The 23,039-nt window shown below is 58.2% G+C and carries 17 protein-coding genes and 1 pseudogene; 11 read left to right on the plus strand and 7 right to left on the minus strand.

What is annotated here, in order from left to right:
* Positions 1 to 392: 392 nt before the first annotated feature.
* The 6 genes from rpmH (at position 393) to ruvA (ending at position 7,291) form a co-directional block, all read left to right on the plus strand.
* On the plus strand, positions 393 to 548 hold the full coding sequence (gene rpmH / locus N655_RS0108410; RefSeq protein WP_026442624.1) for a 50S ribosomal protein L34: 156 nt from the start codon (positions 393 to 395) through the stop codon (positions 546 to 548).
* A 56-nt stretch (positions 549 to 604) separates the two neighbouring features.
* Positions 605 to 1,003: a ribonuclease P protein component gene (gene rnpA / locus N655_RS0108415; protein ID WP_026442625.1), complete on the plus strand. Its 399-nt coding sequence runs from the start codon at positions 605 to 607 to the stop codon at positions 1,001 to 1,003.
* Positions 1,000 to 1,275 carry a membrane protein insertion efficiency factor YidD gene (gene yidD, locus N655_RS0108420; protein ID WP_026442626.1) on the plus strand — a complete coding sequence of 92 codons (276 nt, stop codon included), beginning with the start codon at positions 1,000 to 1,002 and terminating at the stop codon, positions 1,273 to 1,275. Before rnpA ends, yidD begins: the two co-directional genes overlap by 4 nt.
* A 32-nt stretch (positions 1,276 to 1,307) precedes the next feature.
* Complete coding sequence (gene yidC / locus N655_RS0108425) at positions 1,308 to 3,047, plus strand: membrane protein insertase YidC (protein WP_026442627.1); 1,740 nt, start codon at positions 1,308 to 1,310, stop codon at positions 3,045 to 3,047.
* A 386-nt stretch (positions 3,048 to 3,433) separates the two neighbouring features.
* Positions 3,434 to 6,634: an outer membrane beta-barrel protein gene (locus tag N655_RS0108430; RefSeq protein WP_238324603.1), complete on the plus strand. Its 3,201-nt coding sequence runs from the start codon at positions 3,434 to 3,436 to the stop codon at positions 6,632 to 6,634.
* 69 nt (positions 6,635 to 6,703) lie between these two features.
* On the plus strand, positions 6,704 to 7,291 hold the full coding sequence (ruvA, locus tag N655_RS0108435) for a Holliday junction branch migration protein RuvA (protein WP_026442629.1): 588 nt from the start codon (positions 6,704 to 6,706) through the stop codon (positions 7,289 to 7,291).
* A gap of 161 nt (positions 7,292 to 7,452) precedes the next feature.
* On the opposite strand, the gene N655_RS0108440 is transcribed toward ruvA, so the two are convergent.
* The 6 genes from N655_RS0108440 to N655_RS0108465 form a co-directional block, all read right to left on the minus strand.
* A complete protein-coding gene (locus N655_RS0108440) occupies positions 7,453 to 11,040 on the minus strand; it encodes a TonB-dependent receptor (protein ID WP_026442630.1) in 3,588 nt (1,195 codons plus the stop codon).
* 324 nt (positions 11,041 to 11,364) lie between these two features.
* The gene (locus N655_RS0108445; protein WP_026442631.1) at positions 11,365 to 12,132 is read right to left on the minus strand and encodes an enoyl-ACP reductase FabI; all 768 of its coding nucleotides are present in this window, start codon (positions 12,130 to 12,132) and stop codon (positions 11,365 to 11,367) included.
* A 64-nt stretch (positions 12,133 to 12,196) separates the two neighbouring features.
* The gene (murI, locus tag N655_RS0108450; RefSeq protein ID WP_044934275.1) at positions 12,197 to 12,991 is read right to left on the minus strand and encodes a glutamate racemase; all 795 of its coding nucleotides are present in this window, start codon (positions 12,989 to 12,991) and stop codon (positions 12,197 to 12,199) included.
* Positions 12,988 to 13,575, minus strand: coding sequence for a GerMN domain-containing protein (locus tag N655_RS0108455; protein WP_026442633.1), 588 nt, complete (start codon positions 13,573 to 13,575; stop codon positions 12,988 to 12,990). Before N655_RS0108455 ends, murI begins: the two co-directional genes overlap by 4 nt.
* Positions 13,572 to 14,213, minus strand: a complete 642-nt coding sequence (locus N655_RS19830; RefSeq protein ID WP_026442634.1) for an N-acetylmuramoyl-L-alanine amidase family protein — start codon at positions 14,211 to 14,213, stop codon at positions 13,572 to 13,574. Before N655_RS19830 ends, N655_RS0108455 begins: the two co-directional genes overlap by 4 nt.
* Positions 14,214 to 14,253: 40 nt before the next feature.
* Positions 14,254 to 15,588, minus strand: coding sequence for a DUF1015 domain-containing protein (locus tag N655_RS0108465; protein WP_026442635.1), 1,335 nt, complete (start codon positions 15,586 to 15,588; stop codon positions 14,254 to 14,256).
* A gap of 186 nt (positions 15,589 to 15,774) precedes the next feature.
* Here N655_RS0108465 and N655_RS18075 point away from each other — a divergent pair, with 186 nt between their 5' ends.
* Together N655_RS18075 and N655_RS18080 are read left to right on the plus strand one after the other, a co-directional pair.
* Positions 15,775 to 16,869, plus strand: coding sequence for a YeiH family protein (locus N655_RS18075; RefSeq protein WP_238324605.1), 1,095 nt, complete (start codon positions 15,775 to 15,777; stop codon positions 16,867 to 16,869).
* Positions 16,785 to 18,482: a putative bifunctional diguanylate cyclase/phosphodiesterase gene (locus tag N655_RS18080; protein WP_049961344.1), complete on the plus strand. Its 1,698-nt coding sequence runs from the start codon at positions 16,785 to 16,787 to the stop codon at positions 18,480 to 18,482. The genes N655_RS18075 and N655_RS18080 overlap by 85 nt, the downstream gene beginning before the upstream one ends.
* Positions 18,483 to 18,492: 10 nt before the next feature.
* On the opposite strand, the gene N655_RS0108480 is transcribed toward N655_RS18080, so the two are convergent.
* Positions 18,493 to 18,945 (minus strand): hypothetical protein, encoded by a 453-nt coding sequence (locus N655_RS0108480; protein ID WP_026442636.1) that lies wholly within the window; start codon positions 18,943 to 18,945, stop codon positions 18,493 to 18,495.
* A 119-nt stretch (positions 18,946 to 19,064) separates the two neighbouring features.
* On the opposite strand from N655_RS0108480, the gene N655_RS0108485 reads away from it, so the two are divergent.
* The 3 genes and pseudogenes from N655_RS0108485 to N655_RS20680 all read left to right on the plus strand — a co-directional run bounded on the left by N655_RS0108485 (position 19,065) and on the right by N655_RS20680 (position 22,900).
* Positions 19,065 to 19,697: a trimeric intracellular cation channel family protein gene (locus N655_RS0108485; RefSeq protein WP_026442637.1), complete on the plus strand. Its 633-nt coding sequence runs from the start codon at positions 19,065 to 19,067 to the stop codon at positions 19,695 to 19,697.
* 261 nt (positions 19,698 to 19,958) lie between these two features.
* Positions 19,959 to 20,813, plus strand: a pseudogene (locus tag N655_RS21230) (carboxypeptidase-like regulatory domain-containing protein); the annotation flags it as partial.
* A 335-nt stretch (positions 20,814 to 21,148) separates the two neighbouring features.
* Positions 21,149 to 22,900, plus strand: a complete 1,752-nt coding sequence (locus N655_RS20680; protein ID WP_162173526.1) for a TonB-dependent receptor domain-containing protein — start codon at positions 21,149 to 21,151, stop codon at positions 22,898 to 22,900.
* Positions 22,901 to 23,039 lie beyond the last annotated feature (139 nt).

Genomic DNA, 23,039 nt, shown 5'->3' on the forward strand with positions numbered 1-23,039 from the left:
CGCCGCCCTGGCCATGCTACGAAAAACAGAGTCCCCGCTCCGGAGGCTGGGGGCTCCGGCAGAGATGCTCTGGGTGATGCCAGAAGCTGGTGTGAGAGGACCTTTTCCACTCACGGCGCGATCTTGAGACAGCAACAAGACGTGCAGAAAAATCTCTTGTGAACGTTGCCGATAGTAGCACAATTCCGAGGCCCTGGAGCTGTAGTTTCCATGCAAATTTTGTGCGGGCAGTGAAGTTGCACCATGGGTTGTGAAAAATGAGGATTTTCCAGCAACTTTTGCAGTGACCATGGTGTTTGAGATATACTCAGAAATTGCTGTACAGGCCAGTTTTTTGCCCTGTGTACGGCCTTCATTGTTTCATTGAAGATTTTTTTGAGGAGCGCACTTCCATGCCGAAGCGCACATTTCAACCCAACCGCCGCCGCCGTTCCAAGACACACGGCTTTCGCACCCGCATGAAGACCAAGAGCGGTGCCGCCGTTTTGTCCCGCCGCCGCGCGAAGGGCCGTCATCGCGTCGCTGTCAGCGCAGGCTATCGCGACTAGTTTTCGTTCCCTCTTCTTTTGCAAACGCCGGTCTTCCGGAAACCAGACAAAAAGCCATGCTGGACAAAGCTTCTGATCCGACGCCGCGTAGCCTGCGCGGCGCACGTCTCAGCAAGCATGCAGACTACCAGCGCGTCTACAAGCAGAGCAGGAAACACTTCTCTGCCTCAATGACCTATTTTTTCCGTCTGCGCGAGGCTGGCTTCCATACCGGACCGCGTATCGGCCTGACCGCCGGACGTGTACTGGGCAAGGCCGTCGAGCGTAATCGCATCAAACGCCGGATGCGAGAGGCCGTGCGGGCCAGCCTCGGCCATCTGCGCTGCAATGTGGATGTGGTGCTGCATCCGCGCAGAAGTGTTTTGGAGATCGAGTTTTCCCGACTCCGCGAGGAGGTGGCCGCCATTTTTACGCGCATCGAGGCCGCAGCCAGGTCGAAGCAGAGGGGCGAATGACTTCTCGTCGGCCTCTCCGCTCTGTCGCCTTCTCGGCTGCGCAGGCTTTTTATAAGCTTGTTCTCTCACCGGTGCTGCACGCTGGCGCTGGCATGTCCGGCGGGGCCTGCCGCTTTCAGCCTACATGCTCGGAATATGCAGCCCTGGCCATGCATGAGCATGGGCTGCTGCGTGGCGGGTGGATGGCCGTGCGGCGGCTGCTGCGCTGTCATCCTGGTTGCGCCGGTGGATACGATCCGGTTCCGCAGAGGCGGCAAAGCCAGTTACCATAAAAGAAACGCTGAAGTTCCACAGGAAGTATCTCTTGGCAGAAATCCAAAATCCGAACCAGCAGGGCGGCGGGCAGGACTCGAAGTCTTTGCTCACCTTTACTGTCATCTTTTTTGTGCTCTTTCTGGGCCTGCAGTTTTTTCTGAAGCCAAAGCCGCCAGCCGCAAACCCGGCACAGCAGGCGCCCGCCACCAGCAGGATGCAGCCGTCTGCACCTGCATCTGCGGCCGCCCAGACGACGGCCACGGCCGGCCCGGTGACCCAGGCCGCCTCAGAGTCCACCACCGTGGTCGAAAACAATCTCTACCGCATCACCTTTAGCAATCGCGGTGCGCAGGTCACGTCCTGGGTGCTTAAAAAGTACAAGGATGACGAAGGCAATCCACTGGACCTGGTGAACCATGAGGCGGCAGCAAAGTACGGTTACCCCCTCTCGCTCTATACCTATGACGCAAATCTGCGCGGGCAGCTCCAGCAGGCGCTTTATGTGCCTTCAGCGGTAGGTGCTCTCCATGCACCCGGCACACTGAGCTTTGAATATGCCTTCGGAGGTCTTACCGTACGCAAGACCTTCCGGTTCGATGCAAGCTATGTCATCCATGCCGAAGTTTCCGTCCTGCAGAATGGCGCGCCGGTCGAGGCGCTGCTCTGCTGGCCGGCGGGCTTTGGTGACCAGGACTCTCTGCCCCACTACGCCAGCGCTACGCTGGACATCGCACAGAATGGGAAAGCAGAACAGCAGACCAGCAAGAAAATCTCCGGAGGGGCCACGCTGCGCGGACCTTTTGATTGGGCCGGGGTCAGCGATCTCTACTTTGCGGCCATCTTTTTGCCGGAAAACCCTAAAGACCTTGATCTGGTCACGCTGCACAATACCATCTCTGTCCCCAGAAATCGCAAGAATCCGGACCCTCGGCAGACCGATCAGGCTCCGGTTCTGGGCGCAGCCATGGGGGCCGCGCAGCCTTACAGCGTGCGCCTCTTTGCGGGACCCAAATCGCTGGATGTTCTGGCTTCGGTGCCAACCAGCGGCGTGAGCCTGGAAAAAACGGTCAATTTTGGCATGTGGGGTATCATCTCCAAGCCCCTGTTTCTGGCCCTCCGGTTCCTCTATGAGCATGTGGTGCCCAACTGGGGCTGGGCCATTCTGATTCTCACCTTTGTGCTGAACCTGGCCATGCTGCCCACGCGCTTCCAGATGATGAAGTCCTCGCTCAAAATGCAGCGCATCCAGCCGCAGATTGAGGCCATCAAGGCCAAATATGCCAAGTACAAAGCCACGGACCCGCGCCGCCAGGAGATGAACCGTGAGGTCTTCGAACTGCAGCGCCGCGAAGGCGTGAACATGTTCGGCGGCTGTATTCCGATGCTGATCCAGTGGCCCCTGCTGTTTGCCTTCTACCGAATGCTGGGCAACGTGATTGAACTGCGGCAGGCGCACTGGCTCTGGCTGCCAGACCTCTCCTCCCCGGACCCGCTCCACATTCTGCCGCTCTTCTTCATCGTGTCCATGTTTCTGGTGCAGTGGCTCACGCCTTCTCCGGGTGTGGATCCGGCGCAGCAGCGCATGATGGCCTTTACGATGCCTGCCGTCTTCGGATTTATGACCTGGAACGTCGGCTCTGGCCTTGCTCTTTACTGGGCAGGCAGCAACATTCTGGGCATCATGCAGCAGATGCTGATAAACCGTACCACTCTGGGCAAGGAGATGCGTGCTTTGGCACTGAAGCGCGCCGCCCGGCGCACCGGCAAACCCGCCCTGGCCCGACGATAGTTTGTTTTGTCGCCCGCCACAGGCGGCCAGCAGAAGAACGCTGCTGACGCCTGTGCGATGTCGCTTGCCCTTCCAATGGCCATGGCCGCGCTGCGGATTGCTTGCCTTCCGTCCCTCCACTGCACAAAAAATGAAATCAATCGTGGGCCTTCCCGGTTTGCCACGCTTCGCGGGAGAATCCGAGTCCGCCGAACTACCTTCTAGACTGTTGATCCTTTGATGATGAACGAATAAGTAAATTTAATTCGTCGGTTCATTTTTCGTAATTCCTCTCGACGTGTAGGCCAGCGGAGATTTAATATCCGGTTCGAGCGTCAGGAAATACGCCGTCCATGAGATGGCGATCGAAGTGAATGACGCACGAGTACTTTTTCCGAGGAGTCTCTATGGCAATGACGCAAAGGGCGTTCCTGCGCCTTTTTTCGGTCTTTTTTTGTATCACTGTTCTCGGGCTTGGTCTCCCTGCAGCCCGGGGACAAGCCACGGCTACCGCCAGCATTACCGGAATGGTGACTGACCAGACAGGTGCCGCTGTGGCAGGTGCAAAGATCGTCGTAACCAACAATGGAACCAATGCACAGCGCGAAACCACCAGCAACGGCTCTGGTGAGTATCGTTTTGATCTGCTCCCGGCCGGCACTTATCAGGTAGAAGTTCAGGGCAGCGGATTTAATCCTGCAGTTGTGAAAGATCTGCATCTTCTGGTGGGAACAACGCTTACGGTCAACGTTCCTCTGAGTGCCGGTTCGGTCTCGCAAACCATTGAGGTTAGCGCGGGAAACCAGTTGATGGACACGGAAAAAACCGATGTTTCCACCGCTGTGACGCAAAGGCAGATTGAGGAACTTCCGCTCAACGGTCGTGATTTTGCCAATCTCGCCATTCTTGCTCCTGGCGTCAAAATGGTCGACAGCTATGACCCGACGAAGAACCGCTATGCGGTCTACGCCGTCAATGGTTCTTCCGGGCGGAACACCAATACCACGGTGAACGGCATCGACAATAAAGACAACACCGTAGGTGGCGCTGTCATGCAGCTCCCGCTGGAGGCGGTCGAGGAATTTAACATCAGCCCGAACCGCTTTTCTGCCGCGAATGGGCGCAGCGAGGGAGCGGCCCTGAACGTGGTAACCAAATCAGGCACGAACCAGTTTCATGGCAGTTTATATGGCTTTTTTCGCTCGCAGGATTTCCAGACCAACAACTATTTTGCAGAAAAAGGCAATCAGCCCAAACCAGATTACAGCCGTCAGCAATATGGTGGCTCGCTGGGCGGCCCCATTCGCAGAGACAAGGACTTTGGTTTCTTCGCCTATGAGGGGCTGAGGGAACGTTCCAGCCTCTCGGTAAATCCTGATTCCTATGATGAGCTGGTGGCGGCGGCCAGCAGTGGTGTCTTCAACCCGGCTCCGCAGCCTGCCCATACCATTCCCACTCCTTATGATGACAAGCGTTACAACGGGCGCATTGACCATGCCTTCAGCCAGAATGAGCGTGCCTTCGTTAGCTACATTGCTCAAGACAACAAAAGCAACAATGATCAGTCCACGGCACAGAACGATCTGACCGAAGGCAACTTCACAATTAACGACCTGATCTTAACCAACTTCACTCTGAACTCCATTTTGTCTTCCAGCGTAGTGAATAACTTTACGGCTGGTTTCCAGTATTGGAACAACCTGATTGACTCCAAGCTGCGTGCTCCTCTGGTTACGTTTCCGGACGGCACCAGTTTCGGCACCAATGCAAACGTTCCCCAAAAGTCCAGCCAGCATAAGTTCCAATTCCGAGATGATATTTCCTTCACGCATTCGGCCCACACCTGGCGTGCCGGGGTGGATTTTGTTTACGAGCCGCAGGTCGGTGGTTTCTTTGAGAACAATCCCACCCCGGAATTTGACTTCTACGACAGTCCGCAGAACATCCTCACGAACAAGAGCAAATATCCGCAGGGTTTTGCCACCCCTGGCATCGTCATCGGCATGACCGGTACTTCCGGCGATCCTTCCTTTAACCTTTCGCCGAAGATGCTGGGCCTCTATGTGCAGGACGACTGGAAGGTCACTTCCAGACTTCTTTTGAATCTTGGCATCCGTTATGACCGGGACATTGATACCTATGGCATCCAAAAGCAGGCGCACAGCCGTACTGTGCAGGAGTTGTTCGCTGCTGCGGCCACTGGTGTTCCGACCGTGCCCGCCGCACACAACAATAACAACTACAACCTTGGCTACGTTCCGGATCTGAGTTATATCGGCGGTACCTATACAGGACTGCCCAAAAACGATGACCTGGACATCAGCCCCCGGATCGGTTTTTCTTATGATCTGCTGGGGAATGCGCGGTTTGTAGTGCATGGTGGATACGGTCTGTACTATGGGCAGACCTTCGAGAACATTCCGCTCTTCATGCTTCAGCAGGCAAACAATACTGTGTTTGCAAATACCTTCAGTATTACGTGCGATTCTCCGGGCAATCCTGCCTGCAATGACATCGTTCCGGGCACCGGAGTTCCGCTTTACCAGTACCGTTATGGTGTGGACCCGATGCCGGTCATTCCACCGGCCTCATACAACCTTGCGCCCGGATCGACGGGGCGTCTGATGGACCCCCATTATCGCAATCCCTACACGCAGCAGATAAACTTTGGCTTCCAGGTCGCGCCGAACACTCATTCCGTCGTCGAAATCGATTACGTACAGGCGCGAGGACTTCACGAAAACAAGACGGTCAATATCAATCCGCGCGAATATTTTGTGAGCGGAAAACCACGTCCCTTTTCTGCAGCTTTTGCCGCAGCGGGTGTTCCAGTTCTTGGCCGCATTGCAGACGAGCAGGCCATTGGCCGGTCTTATTATGACGGCCTTAACCTGAGCTATCGTCAGCAGAACTGGAAGCGGATCAGCACCGTCATCAACTACACTTGGTCCAAGGCGCTGGCTTTTGAAGGCAGCCCTGCGGCATTTCGGAATACTGCTACAAACCCATTCCTCGGGCAGTTCCGGCGGAAGGATTACGGTCCGGCCCCGAACGATGAAACACATCATCTCACGGCTGCCGGTACCATTTCGCTGCCGTGGAGGATCAGCATCTCGCCCATGTTTCAAATCGGCTCTGGTCGCCCCGTGGATGTGATTTCCAGCAGCGACCAGTGGGGGATTGGCAGTGGCCGCGGCAGCGCCCATGCAATTGTTCCCAAAGGTGCGAAGCATGACTTTTCTGGACTGACGGCCTTGTTTGGTCAGAATGGCAGTGTTTATGGCAGCACCACGTATGTCTCTTGTCTCCAGGCCGGCACCTGCGAGGAGGTCAGCTATGATTCGTTCCGCGGCCAGACCTTTATTCAGCTCGATGCCAGGTTCGCAAAGACAGTTACCATTGCCGACCGCTACAACGTCGAGATGTTCTTCCAGGGATTTGACCTGACGAACCGCGCCAATTTTGGTGGAAATCTGCAGGGCGATATGAACTCGGTAGATCCCACAGATCCTTCCAGCTTCCTCAAGCCCACGGACTTCATCACGCCGAACAGCACGGTCATTCCGCGCTCCTTCACCGGTGAATTCGGGGCCAGGTTCAGCTTCTGATCCCGTACAGCGGATAGATTGCGGCCCGCCTGACAAGGCGGGCCTTTTGCTTTGCTTTACAATCGCGGCATGATTGCGCATTTACGCGGACGTCTTCTTTTGAAAACTCCAGGCCGGGTGATTGTCGAGGCCGGAGGCGTAGGCTATGAGGTTACGATTAGCATTCCCACGTTCACTGCGCTTCCTGCAGAAGGCGCTGAAGTGGCGCTGCACATTTACACGCAGGTGCGCGAGGACCTGCTGGCGCTCTTTGGCTTTCTTGCGCTGGACGAAAAGCGTCTCTTTGAACGCCTGATTACCGTCTCTGGAGTCGGCCCGAAACTCGCCGTGACCATCCTCAGCGGTCTCAGTCCGGAGCGTACCGTTGCCGCCATCCGCGGGCAGGACCACGCCACGCTTACCCGCATCCCCGGTGTAGGAAAAAAGCTTGCCGAGCGTCTGGTGGTCGAGCTCAAGGACAAGCTGGAGGACATGGCCGCTGCCCCGGCCCCGGCCCCGGCAGGTCCGGCTGCAGAGGACGTACTCTCTGCCCTGGTCAATCTCGGCTACCAGCGGCCCGCCGCGCAAAAAGCCATTGAAACGGCAATAGCGAAAAAACCCGCCGCAGGCGAGAGCTTCGATGAGCTGTTCCGTATGGCCCTGCAGGTCATCCGATGAGGTGTTGGCCCGATGCCGCCGTCATGCGTATTTTTGCGGCCTTCAGGGCCAAATCCAACCGGCCCTTCGTCTTCTTCCAATGAACATCTGGGTCTCTGTGGTTAGAATCCGGCGCAAAGAAAAGGGCGCCCGAGGGCGCCCCTGAATGAATCTGGACTTTCTCAGAAGCTGTAGCGCATGGCTACCTGAATCACCCGTGCATCTGGCAACAGCCCGCTGAAGCGGGTCTGCGTGATACTGCTGGCTGCGCTGCCTTGCAGTCCGTTGTTCGGGTTTCCGAAGGAAGGGTGGTTGAGCAGGTTGAAAGCATCGGCCCGCACCTGAAGGGAGGATTCATGGAAGGGAATTGCAAAGCTCTTGAAGAGTGAGACGTCCAGCCGGTTGAACCCCGGGCCGTTGACCGATTGCCGTCCCGGTGGCCCGAAAGGCAGAGTTCCGGCATGGCTAATGTCAATCAGGTTATGGGTTGGATCGTCTGGTCCGTTATAGGCTTGTGGCGGATTTTTGAAGGCACACGGGTTGTACCAGGCCTGCAAGGTGCGTGTCTTCGCGGCACAGACAAATTGTGGCTGTGTCGCCGGGTCTGCGCTGCCACCGGCCCCAAAGGGATCGCTGATGCGGACCGGATAGCTGCTGCCCTGATTGGACGAGTTCAGGAAAATCGGCGTCCCCGTCTGCACCTGGAAGATAAGGCTGGTCTTCCAGCCGCCCAGAACGGCATTGCTGACGCCACCGTGGTTCAGGAATCGCTTGCCAACGCCAAAGGGAAGCTCATACTGGGGAGAAAAGGTAAAGCGGTTCCGGACGTCCTGCGTACATGCGCCATAGTCATAGCGGAAACCAAGAAAATTCGGATTGCGATATCCGCCATACTGCGACTGGCCAATGGGGCCGAAGGCATCGTCCAGGCAGTGTGACCACGTGTATCCGGCAAGGAAGTAAAGACCATGGGAATAGGTCTTTTCCATCTTGGCTTGAAGAGAATCATAGCGGCCGATTCCCGTATTTCTCACCAGTACAACCCCGAAATCGTGGAACGGCTGGTAATCCTGCCCGTTGGCCCCGCGAGGAATCACGCCCGGATACTGGTTGGCATTGTAGCTTACCCGCAGGTGCCGCGACTGGTTTCCCTGGTAGTCAATGGTGAAGGAAAGCGTGTTGGTAAGAGAGTGCTGGAAGCTGAGGTTATAAGCAACGTTGTACGCGCTCGTATCATTCTGGTCCTGCGCGTAGATCGTAGGCAGGTTGGCAAAATTGACCAATCCGCCATTGGGTGCATTCAGGGCTTCGCTAAAGCCCGTCTCCAGTGTCTGCCCGTTGGTTGGGCATGTAATCTCACCATTCACATTCTGGCAGACATCCGGGTTGGGAATGAAGTTTGCATTTACGTTAAAAGGAGCGTTGTTGCCCAGGTTGAGACCCAGACCAATGTTCTCCAGCCCGCCATAGAAGACACCTCCGCCTGCGCGTACGACGGTCTTGTCGTCCAGCAGATAGGCCAGCCCCACGCGAGGCGCAAAGTTCAACTTCTGAGGGTTCACCAGGTATTTGTTTGACGTGTATTGCACCGTGATCTTGTCCGCAGCAAAGGCCTGGAGCAGTTGTGATGGCATAGGATAGTTCCGCTGTGAGCTCGGGACCAGATACGTGCCGCTGCCCTGGTTCATCCCGGCATAATTTCCAATGAAGTTGGCCTGATGGTCAAAGGCCTCGCGCATCGGCTGTGTATATTCCCAACGCAGTCCCAGATTCAGCGTAAGCCGCGGTGTCACCTTCCAGTCGTCCTGCGCGTAGGCGGCCTCATACCATTGCACATTGGTGACAGGAGTAATGCTGGTGATCGAGGAACTGTTCATCAGATCCAGCAGAAAGTCGGCCACCCCGGATCCAGTAACCACCGTAGGCTGTCCCGGGTCAGACGTGTAGGTGCCAGAGAAATTTTCACTGCCCAGGCCGTTCGGGGGCTGCAGCCCGTAGAAGCGGATGTGCTGGAAACTCACGCCGGTCTTGAACGTATGCCTTCCCCACACCTTCGAGATGTTGTCCATCAGCTCAAGCACATTCTGCTTTTCATCGGAAGGGACGTATCCCGCCACGCCGACGCTGTTGATATATCCCCCAAAGCTGATGTCCGGCATACCGCCCAGGTTCTTGCCAAAGGGTATGCCGCCCATGCCCAGTTCTGCCGCAACATTACGGTTGGCGTTGTATTGCAGATAAGCTGCATGGAGCCAGTTATACCCGGCGCGAAACTCATTGGAGAATGTGGGCGAGAAGAAATGCGTCTCGCTGATGACGCCGCTCTTGCCATAATTGGAGTTCTGCCCGCCTGTGCCGAAGCCTCCACCGTCCAGAATGCCCAGCGGAGGTGTATAGGTTGTGGGGTTATTCGAATAGCTGTACCGTCCAAAGGCCTGGTCTGACTGCGAAGGGTTATAGTCTACGCGCGCGTCATATTGCGTTGTGTTGTTCGTGAAAAATGAGGCCGGAATCGTGTAGTTATTAAAGACCTGGTGAGGGGCCCCCTGGTTTGGTTCAGGAAAGAGCTTCAGAATGCGCTGTGCGATCGGATTCAGTTGCCCCGGGCAAATTACATTCTGCACGCCATTGCAGCTCAGATAGCGCTGCACCGTACCCGGGGGTTCTGGCTGTCCAGCCGCCGGAGTTGAGTTTCCACCTACCTGATACAACGCGATCGATCCGTTTCCCTCCGTATTGTTCGGGTCCAGCATCTCTGTAAAGTCGCCGTTGCGGATTGCATCTGTAGGTACGGTGTTGTTCGGCGATGCCGGGACATAGGACGAAATACGCGTCCCCTGTCCATCTGCAAAGAAAAACAGCTTGTTGCGCCAGAAGGGGCCGCCAAGGGTCGCGCCAAACTGGTTCTGATGGTAGGCCGTGCGGCCGCTGTTGAAATAGTCAATGGCGGCCATTTTGTCGCTGCGGAAATATTCCCACAGGCTGCCGTGGAACTGGTTGGTTCCAGATTTGATGGATGCGTTAATCGCCGCCCCGGTGGAATGTCCCAGCTCAGCGCTGTAATCGCTGCTCTGGACCTTGAATTCTGCCAGCGCATCCGGCGGCGGCCGCACCGAATAGGTCGCTCCATTCAGAAAGTCCTGCATGTTGGAATTGTTGTCCACGCCATCCAGAATGAAGTTGTTCTGCGAGACGCGGTTGCCGTTTGAAGTAAAGTCCCCCGCGCCCGCCACCTGGCGGAAGCCCTGGTTCGGAGCAGCCACACCCGTCGTCAACTGCGCAATAAAGACATAGTTGCGACCATCCAAGGGCGTGTCATTGATGACCTGTGTGGAAAAGACCTGGCCTGTGGAAGCGTCTTCGGTCTGAAGCACAGGCGTCGAAGTCACCGTCACGGTTTCCGTTGCCGCCCCGGGCTTCAGCGTCATGTTGACCGCCACCCGCTGGCTGACATCTACCTGAATGTCCTCGCGCTTGGCCGTCTCAAAACCGGCTGCGGAAACAGCCAGCGAGTAGTGGCCGATCTTGATCGGAGTGAAGACGTAGAACCCGCTGGAATCGGTCTTCCGCGTCAGTTGCAGGCCAGTGGCCAGGTCGGTAATCGTTACTTCGGCCCCGGGGACCACTGCGCCACTTGAATCCTGTATGGTGCCGCTGATGGCGCCCTGGTCCACCTGACCAAAGAGCGATGGATACGCTGCGCAGAGGCACAGCACGGCAATGAGTGTCCGGATCAGACGTCCGGCTCGATGCGTCCCAAGGGCATACATAGGCCCAGTCTCCTTTAGAAAGCGTTTTCACCCTCCCCTAGAATCTGTCTGCCTGTATAGGGTGGTGAGGCTGATGTGCAAAATATGAACACATTCCCAAACGTTTCACAAGCAAATAATGAAATTTATTCACGAATGAAAAACAAGATCGCACATCACCGCTGGAATGGGCTGATCTCCCGGGTGGGATATTTTTCTGGACGAAGCAACTGGAGGAGCGCTGGGGGAAGGCAGGCTTTCTTCGGAAAGCCGACCGAAGAAGTGGGAGTGGGGTGCGGCATGGACTGCTTAAATTCCATGCCGCAGTGCCGAGATCGCTTTGGGCTAAAAGCCCATGATGTTATAGCCGCAATCTACATAGATGGTTTCGCCGGTCACGCCGCTGGCCAGGTCTGAAGCCAGATACAGGGCCGTGCCGCCAACCTCAGACTGCTCGACGTTGCGTCCCAGCGGGGAGCGCTCGGCGTGGGCCTTGAGCATGTCGCCCAGTCCGCCGATGCCGCGCGCAGCCAGGGTCTTGATAGGGCCGGCCGAGATGGCGTTTACGCGGATGTTGTGCTTGCCCAGGTCGGCGGCCAGATAGCGCACCGTTGCTTCCAGTGCCGCTTTGGCCACGCCCATCACATTGTAGTGGGGGACCACTTTCTCTGCGCCGTAGTATGTTAGCGTCATGATGCTGCCGCCCTCGGTCATCAGCGGGGCCGCGGCGCGGCTCAGCGCAATCAGGGAATACACGCTTACATCATGCGCCACCCGGAAGCCTTCGCGTGAAGTCTGAAGAAAGTCGTTCTTCAGCTCGTCGGCCGGAGCATAGGCGATGCTGTGCACCAGCGTATGGATCCGGCCGTAGCGCGTCTTCAGCTGCTCGAAGACCTGCGTAATTTCCGCATCGTTTGCTACATCGCACTGGAAAGCCTGGGCCCCGGGCAGTTCGGCAATCAGGTTTTCTGCTTCCGCCTTCAGCCGTTCGTTCTGGTAGCCAATGGCAAGCTGAGCGCCGGCCTCGTGCAGCTTCTGCACAATGGCCCAGGCGATGCTGCGTTTGTTGGCGACTCCAAAGACAACGGCAACACGGTCCTTCAGATTCAGCATGAGATTTCCTTCCCTCCACAACATCCGGAAACAGCTTCCGGAAATCAAAACATCTGTAAGAATATCAGCCGCCCAGGTCCACAAGCGTCACTCCGCCCATGGGACTGCCCAGAAAACGCTCTCCCATTTTGCGGAACTTTTCGGTGGAATCCGTTGCAAAGAAGCGGCGCTCTCCGGCACCCTGCACTCTGCTGCCCTGGAGTGCCGCGGCCACCTGCTGCGCCGTCACATCGGCGGAATCCAGCACCTTCAGCGATGGCGTCACGCGCTCAATCTCCTTCCGCAGCAGCGGATAGTGTGTGCATCCCAGCACCAGCGTGTCGGCACACATCTGCGCCTGGGCTGCCTCTTGCTGTAGCTCGGCAAGATAGATGCGCAGGACCTCGCGCGTTACCGGATGCTCGATCCATCCCTCTTCGACCAATGGGACGAGCAGCGGACAGGCCTTTTCATAAGCGCGCAGGCCGCGTTCCCGGCAGGCCAGAGAATAGGCGTGGCTCTGCACTGTAGCAGCGGTGGCGATGACCAGCACATCTCCCGTCTGGGAAGCGGACTTTGCCGCATTGGCCCCGGTTTCGACCACGCCGAGCACGGGGACCGGAACGGCAGCTTTGATGGCTTCAAGGGCCAGCGCGCTGGCCGTGTTGCAGGCAATGACCAGAAACTCCGCACCCTGTTCTTCAACCAGAAAATGCGCGCTGGATACGGCATACCGCGCAATGGTGGCCTGCGACTTCGAGCCGTAGGGCAGACGTGCCGTATCGCCCAGATAGATGTAGTCTGCGGCGGGAAGCTGCCGGAGCAGCGCGTGCAGCACGGTCAGGCCGCCCACGCCGGAGTCAAAGACGCCGATCCTCATGATTGCGGCGCTCCCGTTTCGTAAGTTCGAGTAAGGTCGGCATGCCCGGCCAGAGTGTCTTTCTGCCGGCCATTGACCAGAAAGCGTACCTGCGTGATTTGCGGAAGATTGGCGTGCAGCGTGGCGATCATGGAAAGCAGCGTCAGCGTCTCGGGTTCTATCCCTGAGGGCTGGGCCTGCACAAACGCCTCATCCAGATTGACCACGGCCATGACGCCTTTTTGCCGCAGCAGTGGCATTAGAAAGACCTCATCCACTCCGGAAGCGCTGGGGACGGGATGCGGGGAGTTCGGTGCAGCATACTCTTCCAACAGTTTCTGCAACAGCACGCGGGCGCGGGCGTTCGGGTCCCTGGGCATCGGAAAGCTGCGCTCCACCGGAATGAGCGATCCATCCGCGTCATTGGCCACCAGCAGCTGGATCTTCTCGACCGGGGCATTCAGCGGGGCACTGGAAGGAAGGCTGTTCGCCGCTGCCACCAGACGGTCATGCGCCCGTTCGCGAAGGCGGATGAGCACAACCGCCATGATGACCGCCGCAAGCAACATGGCCCAGAACAGCGCACGCTGGATGCGGGGAATCATGGCTGCGGCCTCCAGTCGTTCTTCCACTGCGTCAGTGCCGATACCAGCGCATCCACAATCTTCTTCTGATAATTTCCGTCGCTCAGCGGAGCGTTTCTGGCATTGGCCACCTCAACGGCCACCGCAGGACAGGCAAAGCTGTCCATTGGCTGCAGGGCGGTCCGGCCCAGGATCACCGGCACAGACACGTGCGCCAGGGCCGAGTTGATCTCAGAAGAGAGCCGCAGGCTCTGCGTCACAAACGCTGCCTGTGCCGTGTGCCAAGGCAAAAACTGCACGCGGGGCGCTGGCGCCAGCGATGAGGTGAACAGATGCACCCCGTTCCCCGTTCCTGTGGCATGGAGCGTGATACAGGCTTCGGCCAGAGCGTGGTTGGCTGCTTCCGCACGTGCCTGTAAGGGGACCGCTGCATCTGTGTCGCGAGTCATCACGACCTGGACGCCCTGCGCCGCAAGGGCGCTGCGCAGACGCAGCGCCAGCGTCAGGACCACGTCTTTTTCAGCCAGGGTGTCACTCAATCGTGCTCCGGGGTCGCTGCCCCCATGCGCCGCGTCCAGAACGACTACATACTGCGGTTGCACCGGCACCCTGGCCGCGGGTGGAATGGAGGGAAGCGCCGTCTGCTGCGCGGACAGCAAAGGAGCGCAGAGCAGGCAGAGGCAAAAAATTCGTAATTTCCTAGTCCAGTGGATAGATTGCAAGGCCACTCAACAGTTTAGGGAAAAAGTCCGTCGATTTCTGCGGCATCACTTCACCCGCAAAGGCCACCTCGCGCAGCTGCGGCATCGTGACCGGATTCATCAGGAAGGCCGCATCAGCGTCGCCGCGCAGCACCTGCTCGATTGCCTCGCCCGCATCGCGCAGATAGCGCAGATGGGTCTGCTCGCGCACTGCCTCAGCGGTCAGTCCCAGCAGCTTTTCAAGCACTACGCCGTGCAGTTGCGCCACGTCAAGCTGGCGCTGCCGCTCGGAAAGCCCGCTCAGGGCCTTTGCCATGGCTTCCGGCTTTGCCGTCAGAAGGTGGCTGCCGTCTTTGGTTACGGCGATGAAGGCCGTCTTGCCCTTTCCTGCCTCGGCCAGCTTCGTCGTCAGGGCACTGGCATCGGTCCGCTCCGTCGGCTGCACCTCAAAGAACTCTTTGGCTTTTTCCAGAAATGCGGCGGCCGCAAACCCTTCCAGTCCGAAGACGACGCGATGTGTAGGCAGAATCACCAGCCCTTCGGCGTCCATATTGACAAAGGTCATCATCACCGCAGCTTCCGGATAGGGCGGCTGCGGCAGGGAGTTGGTGCTCCGCTCGCTCGTCACCGGTTGCGCCGGGGCGTGCTCCTTGGAGTAGTTCAGCGCGGTTTCGTAACGATGGTGTCCATCGGCGATGATGAGTTTCTTGTCGGCCAGCGCGCTGATCAGAATGTTGATGGTGTTCGGGTCACTGATCTTCCATACGCGGTGCAGCACATCATATTCATCGGTCACCTCGATGTCCGGCACGGCCTCTTCAGAGAAAAGCAGCTTCTCGGCGGTCAGGCCTGGGTCCGAATACAGCATGAAGATCTGCCCGAAGTGCGCGCGCGTGGCCCGCAGCAGGTTCAGACGGTCGGATTTTGGTTTCGAAAGCGTCTGCTCATGGCGAAAGACCACGCCCTCGCTGTAATCATGCAGCCCCCCCAGTGCGATAAAGCCGCGCCGCTCCAGGGTCCTGCCATTGGCTCCCGGTACGGTAAACTTCTGCGAATAGGCAAAGACACACGGCTCCTGCTCCTGCATCAGGACCCCGCTCTCGCGCCATGCCCTGAAGTCACGCGCCGCCCGTGTATAGACGTCCCCGGTTTCCTTGCCATCAAATAGCTCCGGCAGGCCCAGAATGATCCGCACCAGATTGTACGGGCTCTTCTGGTAGTAGGCCTGCTGCATGGCCGGGGTGATCTTGTCGTAAGGCTGCGTCACGCAGTCCTGCACGCGGACAAGGGCTGGGTTATAACGAAGGGCGCGAAACGGATAAATACGGGCCATGCGAACGGTCGTGGATCTCCCGGAGTTTGGATTTGGATATGGTTCTGGAAAGAGTGGTCCTGTCTGCATTGTATCCCACGGAAATGCGCACGGGGCCTCTCCGGAACCAGGCATAAGAAAATCCAATGCCTCATCACAATTCCCTCTTGGACGCAACCGCCGGACGCCTGTCAGCCTGAGAAGTGTATGGCGAAGAACCTCTTTTTTTCTGGCATCATTCTGGCTGCATGTGGCCTGCTGTCGCCGCCTCTGGCCCTGGCCGCCGGACTGGCCTATGGCCTTCTGCTGCGGCATCCCGATTCTCCGGAGAGCAAGAACCTGGCAAAGTTTCTCCTTCAGGCCAGCGTTGTCTGCCTGGGTTTTGGCATGGACCTGACGGAGGTCGTCCGTGCCGGGCGCTCGGGATTTCTGTACACTGCCGTGGGTATCATCTTTGCTCTGGCCCTGGGTACCCTGATGGGCCGCCTCCTGCGTGTCGGCCCGACCCAGTCCTTCCTGATCGCGGCCGGGACCGCCATCTGCGGCGGCAGCGCCATTGCCGCTCTCGGCCCGGTGACAAATGCCAGCGAAGAAGAGATGGCCGTCTCCCTGGGCACCGTCTTTGTCCTCAACTCCGTGGCCCTCTTTCTCTTTCCTCCCATCGGGGCCGCCCTGCATCTGGGCCAGACGCAGTTTGGACTCTGGTCTGCCCTGGCCATCCATGACACCAGCTCTGTGGTTGGGGCCGCCGCCCGCTACGGGGCCATCGCCCTGGCCATCGGGACCACCGTCAAGCTGGCGCGCGCCCTCTGGATCGTTCCCGTTGCCATGATCACGGCCGCAGTCAAACGGAGCGGGGCCCGGGTCCAATTGCCCTGGTTCATTCTTTATTTCTGTGCTGCCGCGGTCCTGAATACTTATCTTCCTCGTCTGCACGTGGTCTATCAATCGGCGTATCACTTGGGCAAAGTGGGACTCGCTGTCACACTCTTCCTGATTGGTACCGGGATCACCCCCAGACGCTCAAACAGGCCGGCTTCCGGCCCATGCTGCAGGGACTTCTTTTGTGGATTGTGGTGGCCGGGCTTTCTCTGCTGGCCATCGCACGGGGCATCATTCATCTGTAGCATGACCGGGCTTCGCCCTCTGGTGCGCACGCCCTCGGCTCAACCCTGGATTGATTGTGCCGATAAGCAGAGCAGAGGTATCTTCTGCCCATGCCCCCGCTACTGTCTGAGGACAATGAATCCTACCCGCTGGCCCTGCGGGCCTCTTCTGAAGGCTTCTGGGAATGGGATCTGAAAACTGGGCAGGTGCGTTACTCTTCCCGCTGGCAGAGTATGGCAGGGGAAGAAACAGGGCCGTTTTGCGCTCGTCTGGAACATTGGCTCGGCCGCGTGCATCCGGAGGACCGTCCGCGTCTGGAAGCCGAACTGAGGGCGCTGGCAGCGTTCAAGTCCCGGGGCTTTCACTATGAGCACCGTCTTCGCCACCGGCAGGGTCACTGGCTCTGGGTTGTGGCCCGCGGCCTGGTTGACCGCAATGCCGGCCTTGCCGGAGGCTCACTGGCGGACCACACAGCGCGCCGCACCTCAGACCCTCTGACCGGCCTGCCCAACCGTCTGTTTTTTCTCGAAAGGCTGGAGCAACGGGTACGAGAGGCCAGCAGCCAAAAAGCATGGGACTTCGCCCTGGTCAGCATCAACCTTGAGCGCTACCGCATTGTTGCCGAGGGCCTGGGCTTTGCTGCCGGCGACATGCTGTTGATGGAATCCTCCCGGCGCATCGCCAATGTCCTGCAAGGAGCGCATCTTACCGCACGCGCTTCGGAAACCGAATTCTATGTCCTTCTCGAAGGCATTCACAGCAAACTGGAAGCGCTGCAGAGGGCCGCGCTCCTGCAGCAGGAGCTGTCCCGTCCCTTATTCCTGCGGGGAAAGAAAATCAGCATTACTTCCTGGACCGGCGTGGCCATGGCCACCCCGGAATATTCCCGGACAGAAGACCTTCTCCGCGATGCCAGCCTGGCCATGGAAAAGGCCAGGTCTTCCGGCAGCTCCCGTCCCGTCTGCTTCTCCCGGGGAATGCGCGAGCAGGCCCTGCGCCGGCTCCAGCTTGAGGCCGAGTTACGCAATGCCATCGAGTCCGGTGAGTTGGTGCTCCACTACCAGCCGGAGATTGACCTCAGGACCGGCCAGGTCGCCGGATTGGAGGCCCTGGTACGCTGGCAGCATCCGGAACGCGGCCTTGTTCCTCCAGCGGACTTTATCCCGATTGCAGAAGAGACGGGCCTGATCCTGCCCCTGGGCGACTGGGTGCTCAGGCAGGTCTGTCGCCAGCTTGCTGCATGGCGTGCCCTTGCCGGAGACTGGTTGGACCTCCGCATCAACATCAATCTTTCTGCCCGCCAGTTCAGCCAGCCTGATCTGGTCGAGCGCATTGCTGCCGTCCTTGAAGACGCCGGCGTCCCCGCCCGCCATGTCGGCATTGAAATGACCGAAAGCAGTCTGATGGCCGACTCTGAGACCGCCTTTCGGACCATGCAGCAATTGCGCCGGCTCGGGGTCAGCCTGCACATGGATGATTTCGGGACTGGTTACAGCTCACTCAACCACCTGCACCGCTTTCCCTTTGACACGCTCAAGATTGACCGCTCCTTCGTCCAGCGCATGACCAGTCAGAAGGGGCCGCAGGAGATCGTAAGCGCGATCATCCATCTGGCCCATGCCCTCAAAATGAGCATCATCGCCGAAGGCATCGAAAATGCCAGCCAGATGCAGTTGCTCCAGTCCTTGGGCTGTCATTTCGGCCAGGGATACTACTTTGCCAAACCCCTCTCCGCTGACGCCATTACCGCCATTCTTGCCTCCCAGGCCACCGGACAGGCCCCGGCTATGCTGCGCTTTGTGAATTAGACGCCTGCGGTCATCTCCAGCCAGAAGAAGTATGGATCCCGAAGGCATGGGAGACCTGGGCCAGCTCTGACTGCACTTTTTCCCATTGTGCGGTCACTTTCGGGCTCACCTGCACCTGCCGGACGATCCGGTCCAGCTCTTCGGCGCTGTTCATGGTGTTTTCCACCGCCACATCGCCCTTCCGTGTCTTTTTAAACTCTTCCAGCATCTGGCCGGTCTGTTTTTCAAAGTCCTGGGCCAGCTTTCTGGCGTCCTTCTCCTGGCTTGTCCGTCGGATGGTGCTCTTCTTCAGCTCGTTCTCAAAGCCGGAAAGAAAGCTCTTCGTATCATCGTGAAGGTTGCGCATCATGGCTTCTACGTCACGGTCGCTCACACGCTGCGCCGGACTTGGCAAGGCCCATGGGCCGGCCATCCCGCCCAGAACGGCGGCGAAAAGCCACAGACGCACCATCTTTTTTCTCATCTCCTGAACACCCCTGTCTTCAACGATCAATGCTCTCCTTTTCCATACGATGCAGGCAGCGGATTGCTGATATCCTGACGGTCGGCCTTTTGTCGCATCGAAACCGAAAGTATAAACCCATGACGGCCCGTTTCCACTCGGCGCTCCTTTTAGAGGTCATCGACCTGCTGGGGACCTTTGTCTTTGCGGTTGAGGGCGCAATGGCCGCCGCCCAGAACGGTCTGGACCTGCTCGGCCTGATGGTATTGGCCTTTGCCACAGCGCTCGGCGGCGGCATCCTCCGCGATTTACTCATCGGTTCGGTTCCTCCCAACTCCATCCGCGACTGGCGTTACCCTGCCACGGCCTTCGCCGGCGCCGCATTGGTCTTTTTTGAGACGGGACTGGTGACCCATTTTCCCTCGTCCCTGCTGCTCACCCTTGATGCCGCTGGTCTGTCGCTCTTTGCTGCAGCCGGGGCCGCCAAGGCCCTTGACTTCAACATCCATCCATTTCTGGCCGTCCTGATGGGTGGACTGACAGGGGTTGGCGGCGGCACCATCCGGGACATGCTGCTGGCGCACATCCCCAATGTGCTGCGCTCTGATGTTTATGCTGCGGCGGCCCTGGCCGGGGCCGCCGTCATGGTCCTTGCCCTGGAACTGAAGGCCCGCCCGGCCCTGGCCACCCCGCTGGGAATTGCCGCCTGTTTTTTACTGCGCATGGTTGCTGTATGGAGACACTGGAACCTGCCCCGGGTCGCGGTCCATTGACCAGGCAGACCGGGCCGACTGAATCCTCCCCGTCCAACTCCGGTTGGAGACGAAAACCATCCCTCAGGTGCAAGACACACTCCATTGGCTTTTCGTAAGGTGCCACATAGCTCACACGCACCAGCAAAGAAAAAAGTAAGGGCAGGATCTCGATTTTTTTTTGGCAAGCCCGGATTGGCGGAGGAAGCTTTGTACAATCGCATCTCTCGCAGTGCGGCACTCGCACTCTTATATCTATTTCCCCTTGTGCTCCCGGCAATGATGGATGCCCAGCAACTGGCTACGGCCAGCCTGTATGGAACGGTCACTGATCCCGCCGGAAAGGCGGTGGCCCAGGCAGTCGTTTTACTCACGAATCTGGCCCAGGGCACGACAAGGTCTTATACAACGCAGGATGACGGATCGTTTTCCTTCACCACGCTGGAAACGGCCCGCTACCATCTGGACGTAACGGCGAAATCCGGATTTGCTCCATATCAGCAGACGGTGGACCTTGCCGTTGGACAGGAGTTACGCCTTCCCATCGAACTGCGCATCGCCTCCGACCAGACCCAGGTTGCGGTCAGCGCAGAAAGCCTGCCTTCCATCAATACCACTACATCGGTCATTGGCGGTGTGATTACTGCCCGGCAAATGGACAATCTTCCGCTGAATGGCAGGAATTACCTTGAGCTTTCCCTCCTTGTCCCAGGCAATACACTGGCCCCCAATTTTGACCCGACCAAGGAACACACCGTCGTCATCTCCTCTGCCGGACAGTTGGGCCGCGGAGGAAATGTGACCGTGGATGGCGCAGACAATAATGACGATGTTGTCGGAGGCTCGCTGGTCAATATTCCGGAGGATGCGGTCCAGGAGTTTCAGATAGCGACCAACCGCTTTTCCGCGACGCTGGGTCGTTCCGGGTCTTCCGTGATTAACGTCGTCACTCGGCAGGGGGGTAACCTGCTGCACGGTGGTGCGGGCTTCTATGAGCGTGATAAGGTCCTGCAGGGGCTGCCCGCCACCTATGACCCGAGCATTGGCATTACGCCTCCGTTTCACCGCCAGCAGTATGCCGGCGACATCGGCGGCCCCATTCGGCGTGACAAGGCCTGGTGGTTCATCGCCATGGAAGACCGGCAGCAGCTCGGTGCAGACCTGGTCGGGGTCCGGAACACGCAGGCCAGGACCATCAATCGAGTCTTTGCCACGGCTCCCCTGCATGATTATCTGACTACCGAAAGGCTGGACTGGCAGATATCCGATCGCGACCGCATCGGCTTCCGCGAGTCGCTGGAGCTGGAAGATGATCTCAGCCAGAGTGAGCTGGACCGCGCCCTGGGCACGGCAGCATACCGCCAGAACGCTGAGAACCACTTGCAAGGCCTGATTGCTGACTGGGTCCACGTCTTCAGTCCAGCCCTGATTCATCGGCTCAGCTTGCAGAGAACAATTTCCTCAACAAGACTTTGCCCACTTCGACAGCGCCGCAGATTAGCTACCCAGACCTGGACGATGGAGCGACCTATCGCGTGCCTCAGCAGACCAGGCAGTTCCGCCTGCAGGCAGACGATACGCTCACCTGGACCAGGCACAGCCACTCGCTCAGCTTGGGTGGTGGCCTGCAAAGCATTGACGCCGACTTCAACCTGGGTGTCTTCCAGCAGGGAAACATTCAGGCCGTGGAAGACTTTCCTGACTTTGACCGCAATCGGGACGGCAAGGTAGATGACAACGATCTGCTCTTTGCCGTGGCCCTCCGCAGCTCCACACCCACCCGACCCCTGCTTTTGCCGGACAATGACAACTACCACATTTACGTTTTTGTCCAGGATGACTGGAAGGCCGCAAGCCGCCTGACGCTCAACCTGGGTCTGCGCTGGGAAATGGACACCAACCTCAATAACCTCAGTTGGTATCCCAACCGCAATCCTCTCGTGCAGTCCTTCTATCAGGGGACGCGTCATCGCGACTACGACAACTTTGGACCACGTGTGGGTTTCAACTACGCACCCAATCCGCGTCTGAGCATTCACGGCGGCTATGGCATCTACTATGACCGCATCATTCTGGAGGTCATGTCACTGGAGAAAGGCTTTGATGGGCGGGCACTTGCGCTGAATGTGACCGCCGGAAACGCCATCACCGACCAGAACGGAAACCCTGTTTACCTGAATCCCGACGGGACCTTCCGTTCTGGCGCCCCGGAGCTCCTTTCCAGTCCATTCAGCGGATTCCTGCTCGCAGGCGCAGGCTCGACCGGGATCGACATCATCAACAATCGATTGCGCAATCCGATGGTGCAGCAGTGGAACCTGGGCATCGAACAGCAGATAGGCGAAGGACTGGTCTTCAAGCTCGACGGCATCCATAACCTGGGCACGCGGTTCATCATTGGACGCCCGGTTGGCTCCGTTTACAATCCTGTGACCCAGGGGCCGGACAGCGTTACCGACCTGGAATCAGCCGTGAACACCAAATACGACGGGCTGTGGCTGAGTGTCCGCCAAAGGCTGGGCCGCTATGGGGAGTTCGATGCAGCATACACCTGGGCCAAGGCCTACAATTACGCCAACGACGACCAGATTCCATTCAACTATTCCCCCATCGATCCTGACGACCTGCATCGTGAGTATGGTCCTCCACCCAATGACCAGCGACATCGCGTCGTCTTTTCCGGCGTTGCAAATCTTCCCGGGAAGCTTCGTTTTTCGCCGATATGGACCATCGCCTCCGGTGTCCCCATGGACATCCTTCTTCCGGATGGCACCGAGCGCGTGCCCAACATGCAGCGCAATGCCGGAGGAAGGCAATTTCATACAGCGGCGCAGCTGAATGCCTTTATTCAAAAAACCAATGCGGCTGGTGGTGTTTACGAGACAACACCTGGTTCCACCGGCTACGTGATGCTGCCCATGGTCAGCGAGAATGCCCATTTTGACGACAGCTTCAATGCACTCGATTTTCGTCTTGACCGCACCTTTGCCTTCAGCGACCGCCTGCTGCTGGACATGATCGGCGAGGCATTCAATATCTTCAACGTCACCAATATTCTGGGTACCAGTAATCTCAACTACTCTGGTTTTGCCAATACGCTGGCACCCGACAGCGGGAATCCTGGATTCTCCTCAAGCTTTGGCAAGCCAGTCAGCACAGCAGGCGGGGTCTTCGGCTCCGGAGGTCCCCGTGCCTTTCAACTGGCCGCAAGGCTCAGGTTCTGATGCAAAAAGAATGCATGGCGGTCCAAGATGGCCCATATCAAACTTCAGGAAGGCATCTACCGGCAGATGGCAGACCGGGTCGTGCGCTTGGGTTACACACAGCCAGGACGGGAAAAACCCTTCCCGACAGATTACTAAC

Source organism: Pseudacidobacterium ailaaui, from assembly GCF_000688455.1.
Classification (GTDB): Bacteria; Acidobacteriota; Terriglobia; order Terriglobales; family Acidobacteriaceae; genus Pseudacidobacterium; species Pseudacidobacterium ailaaui.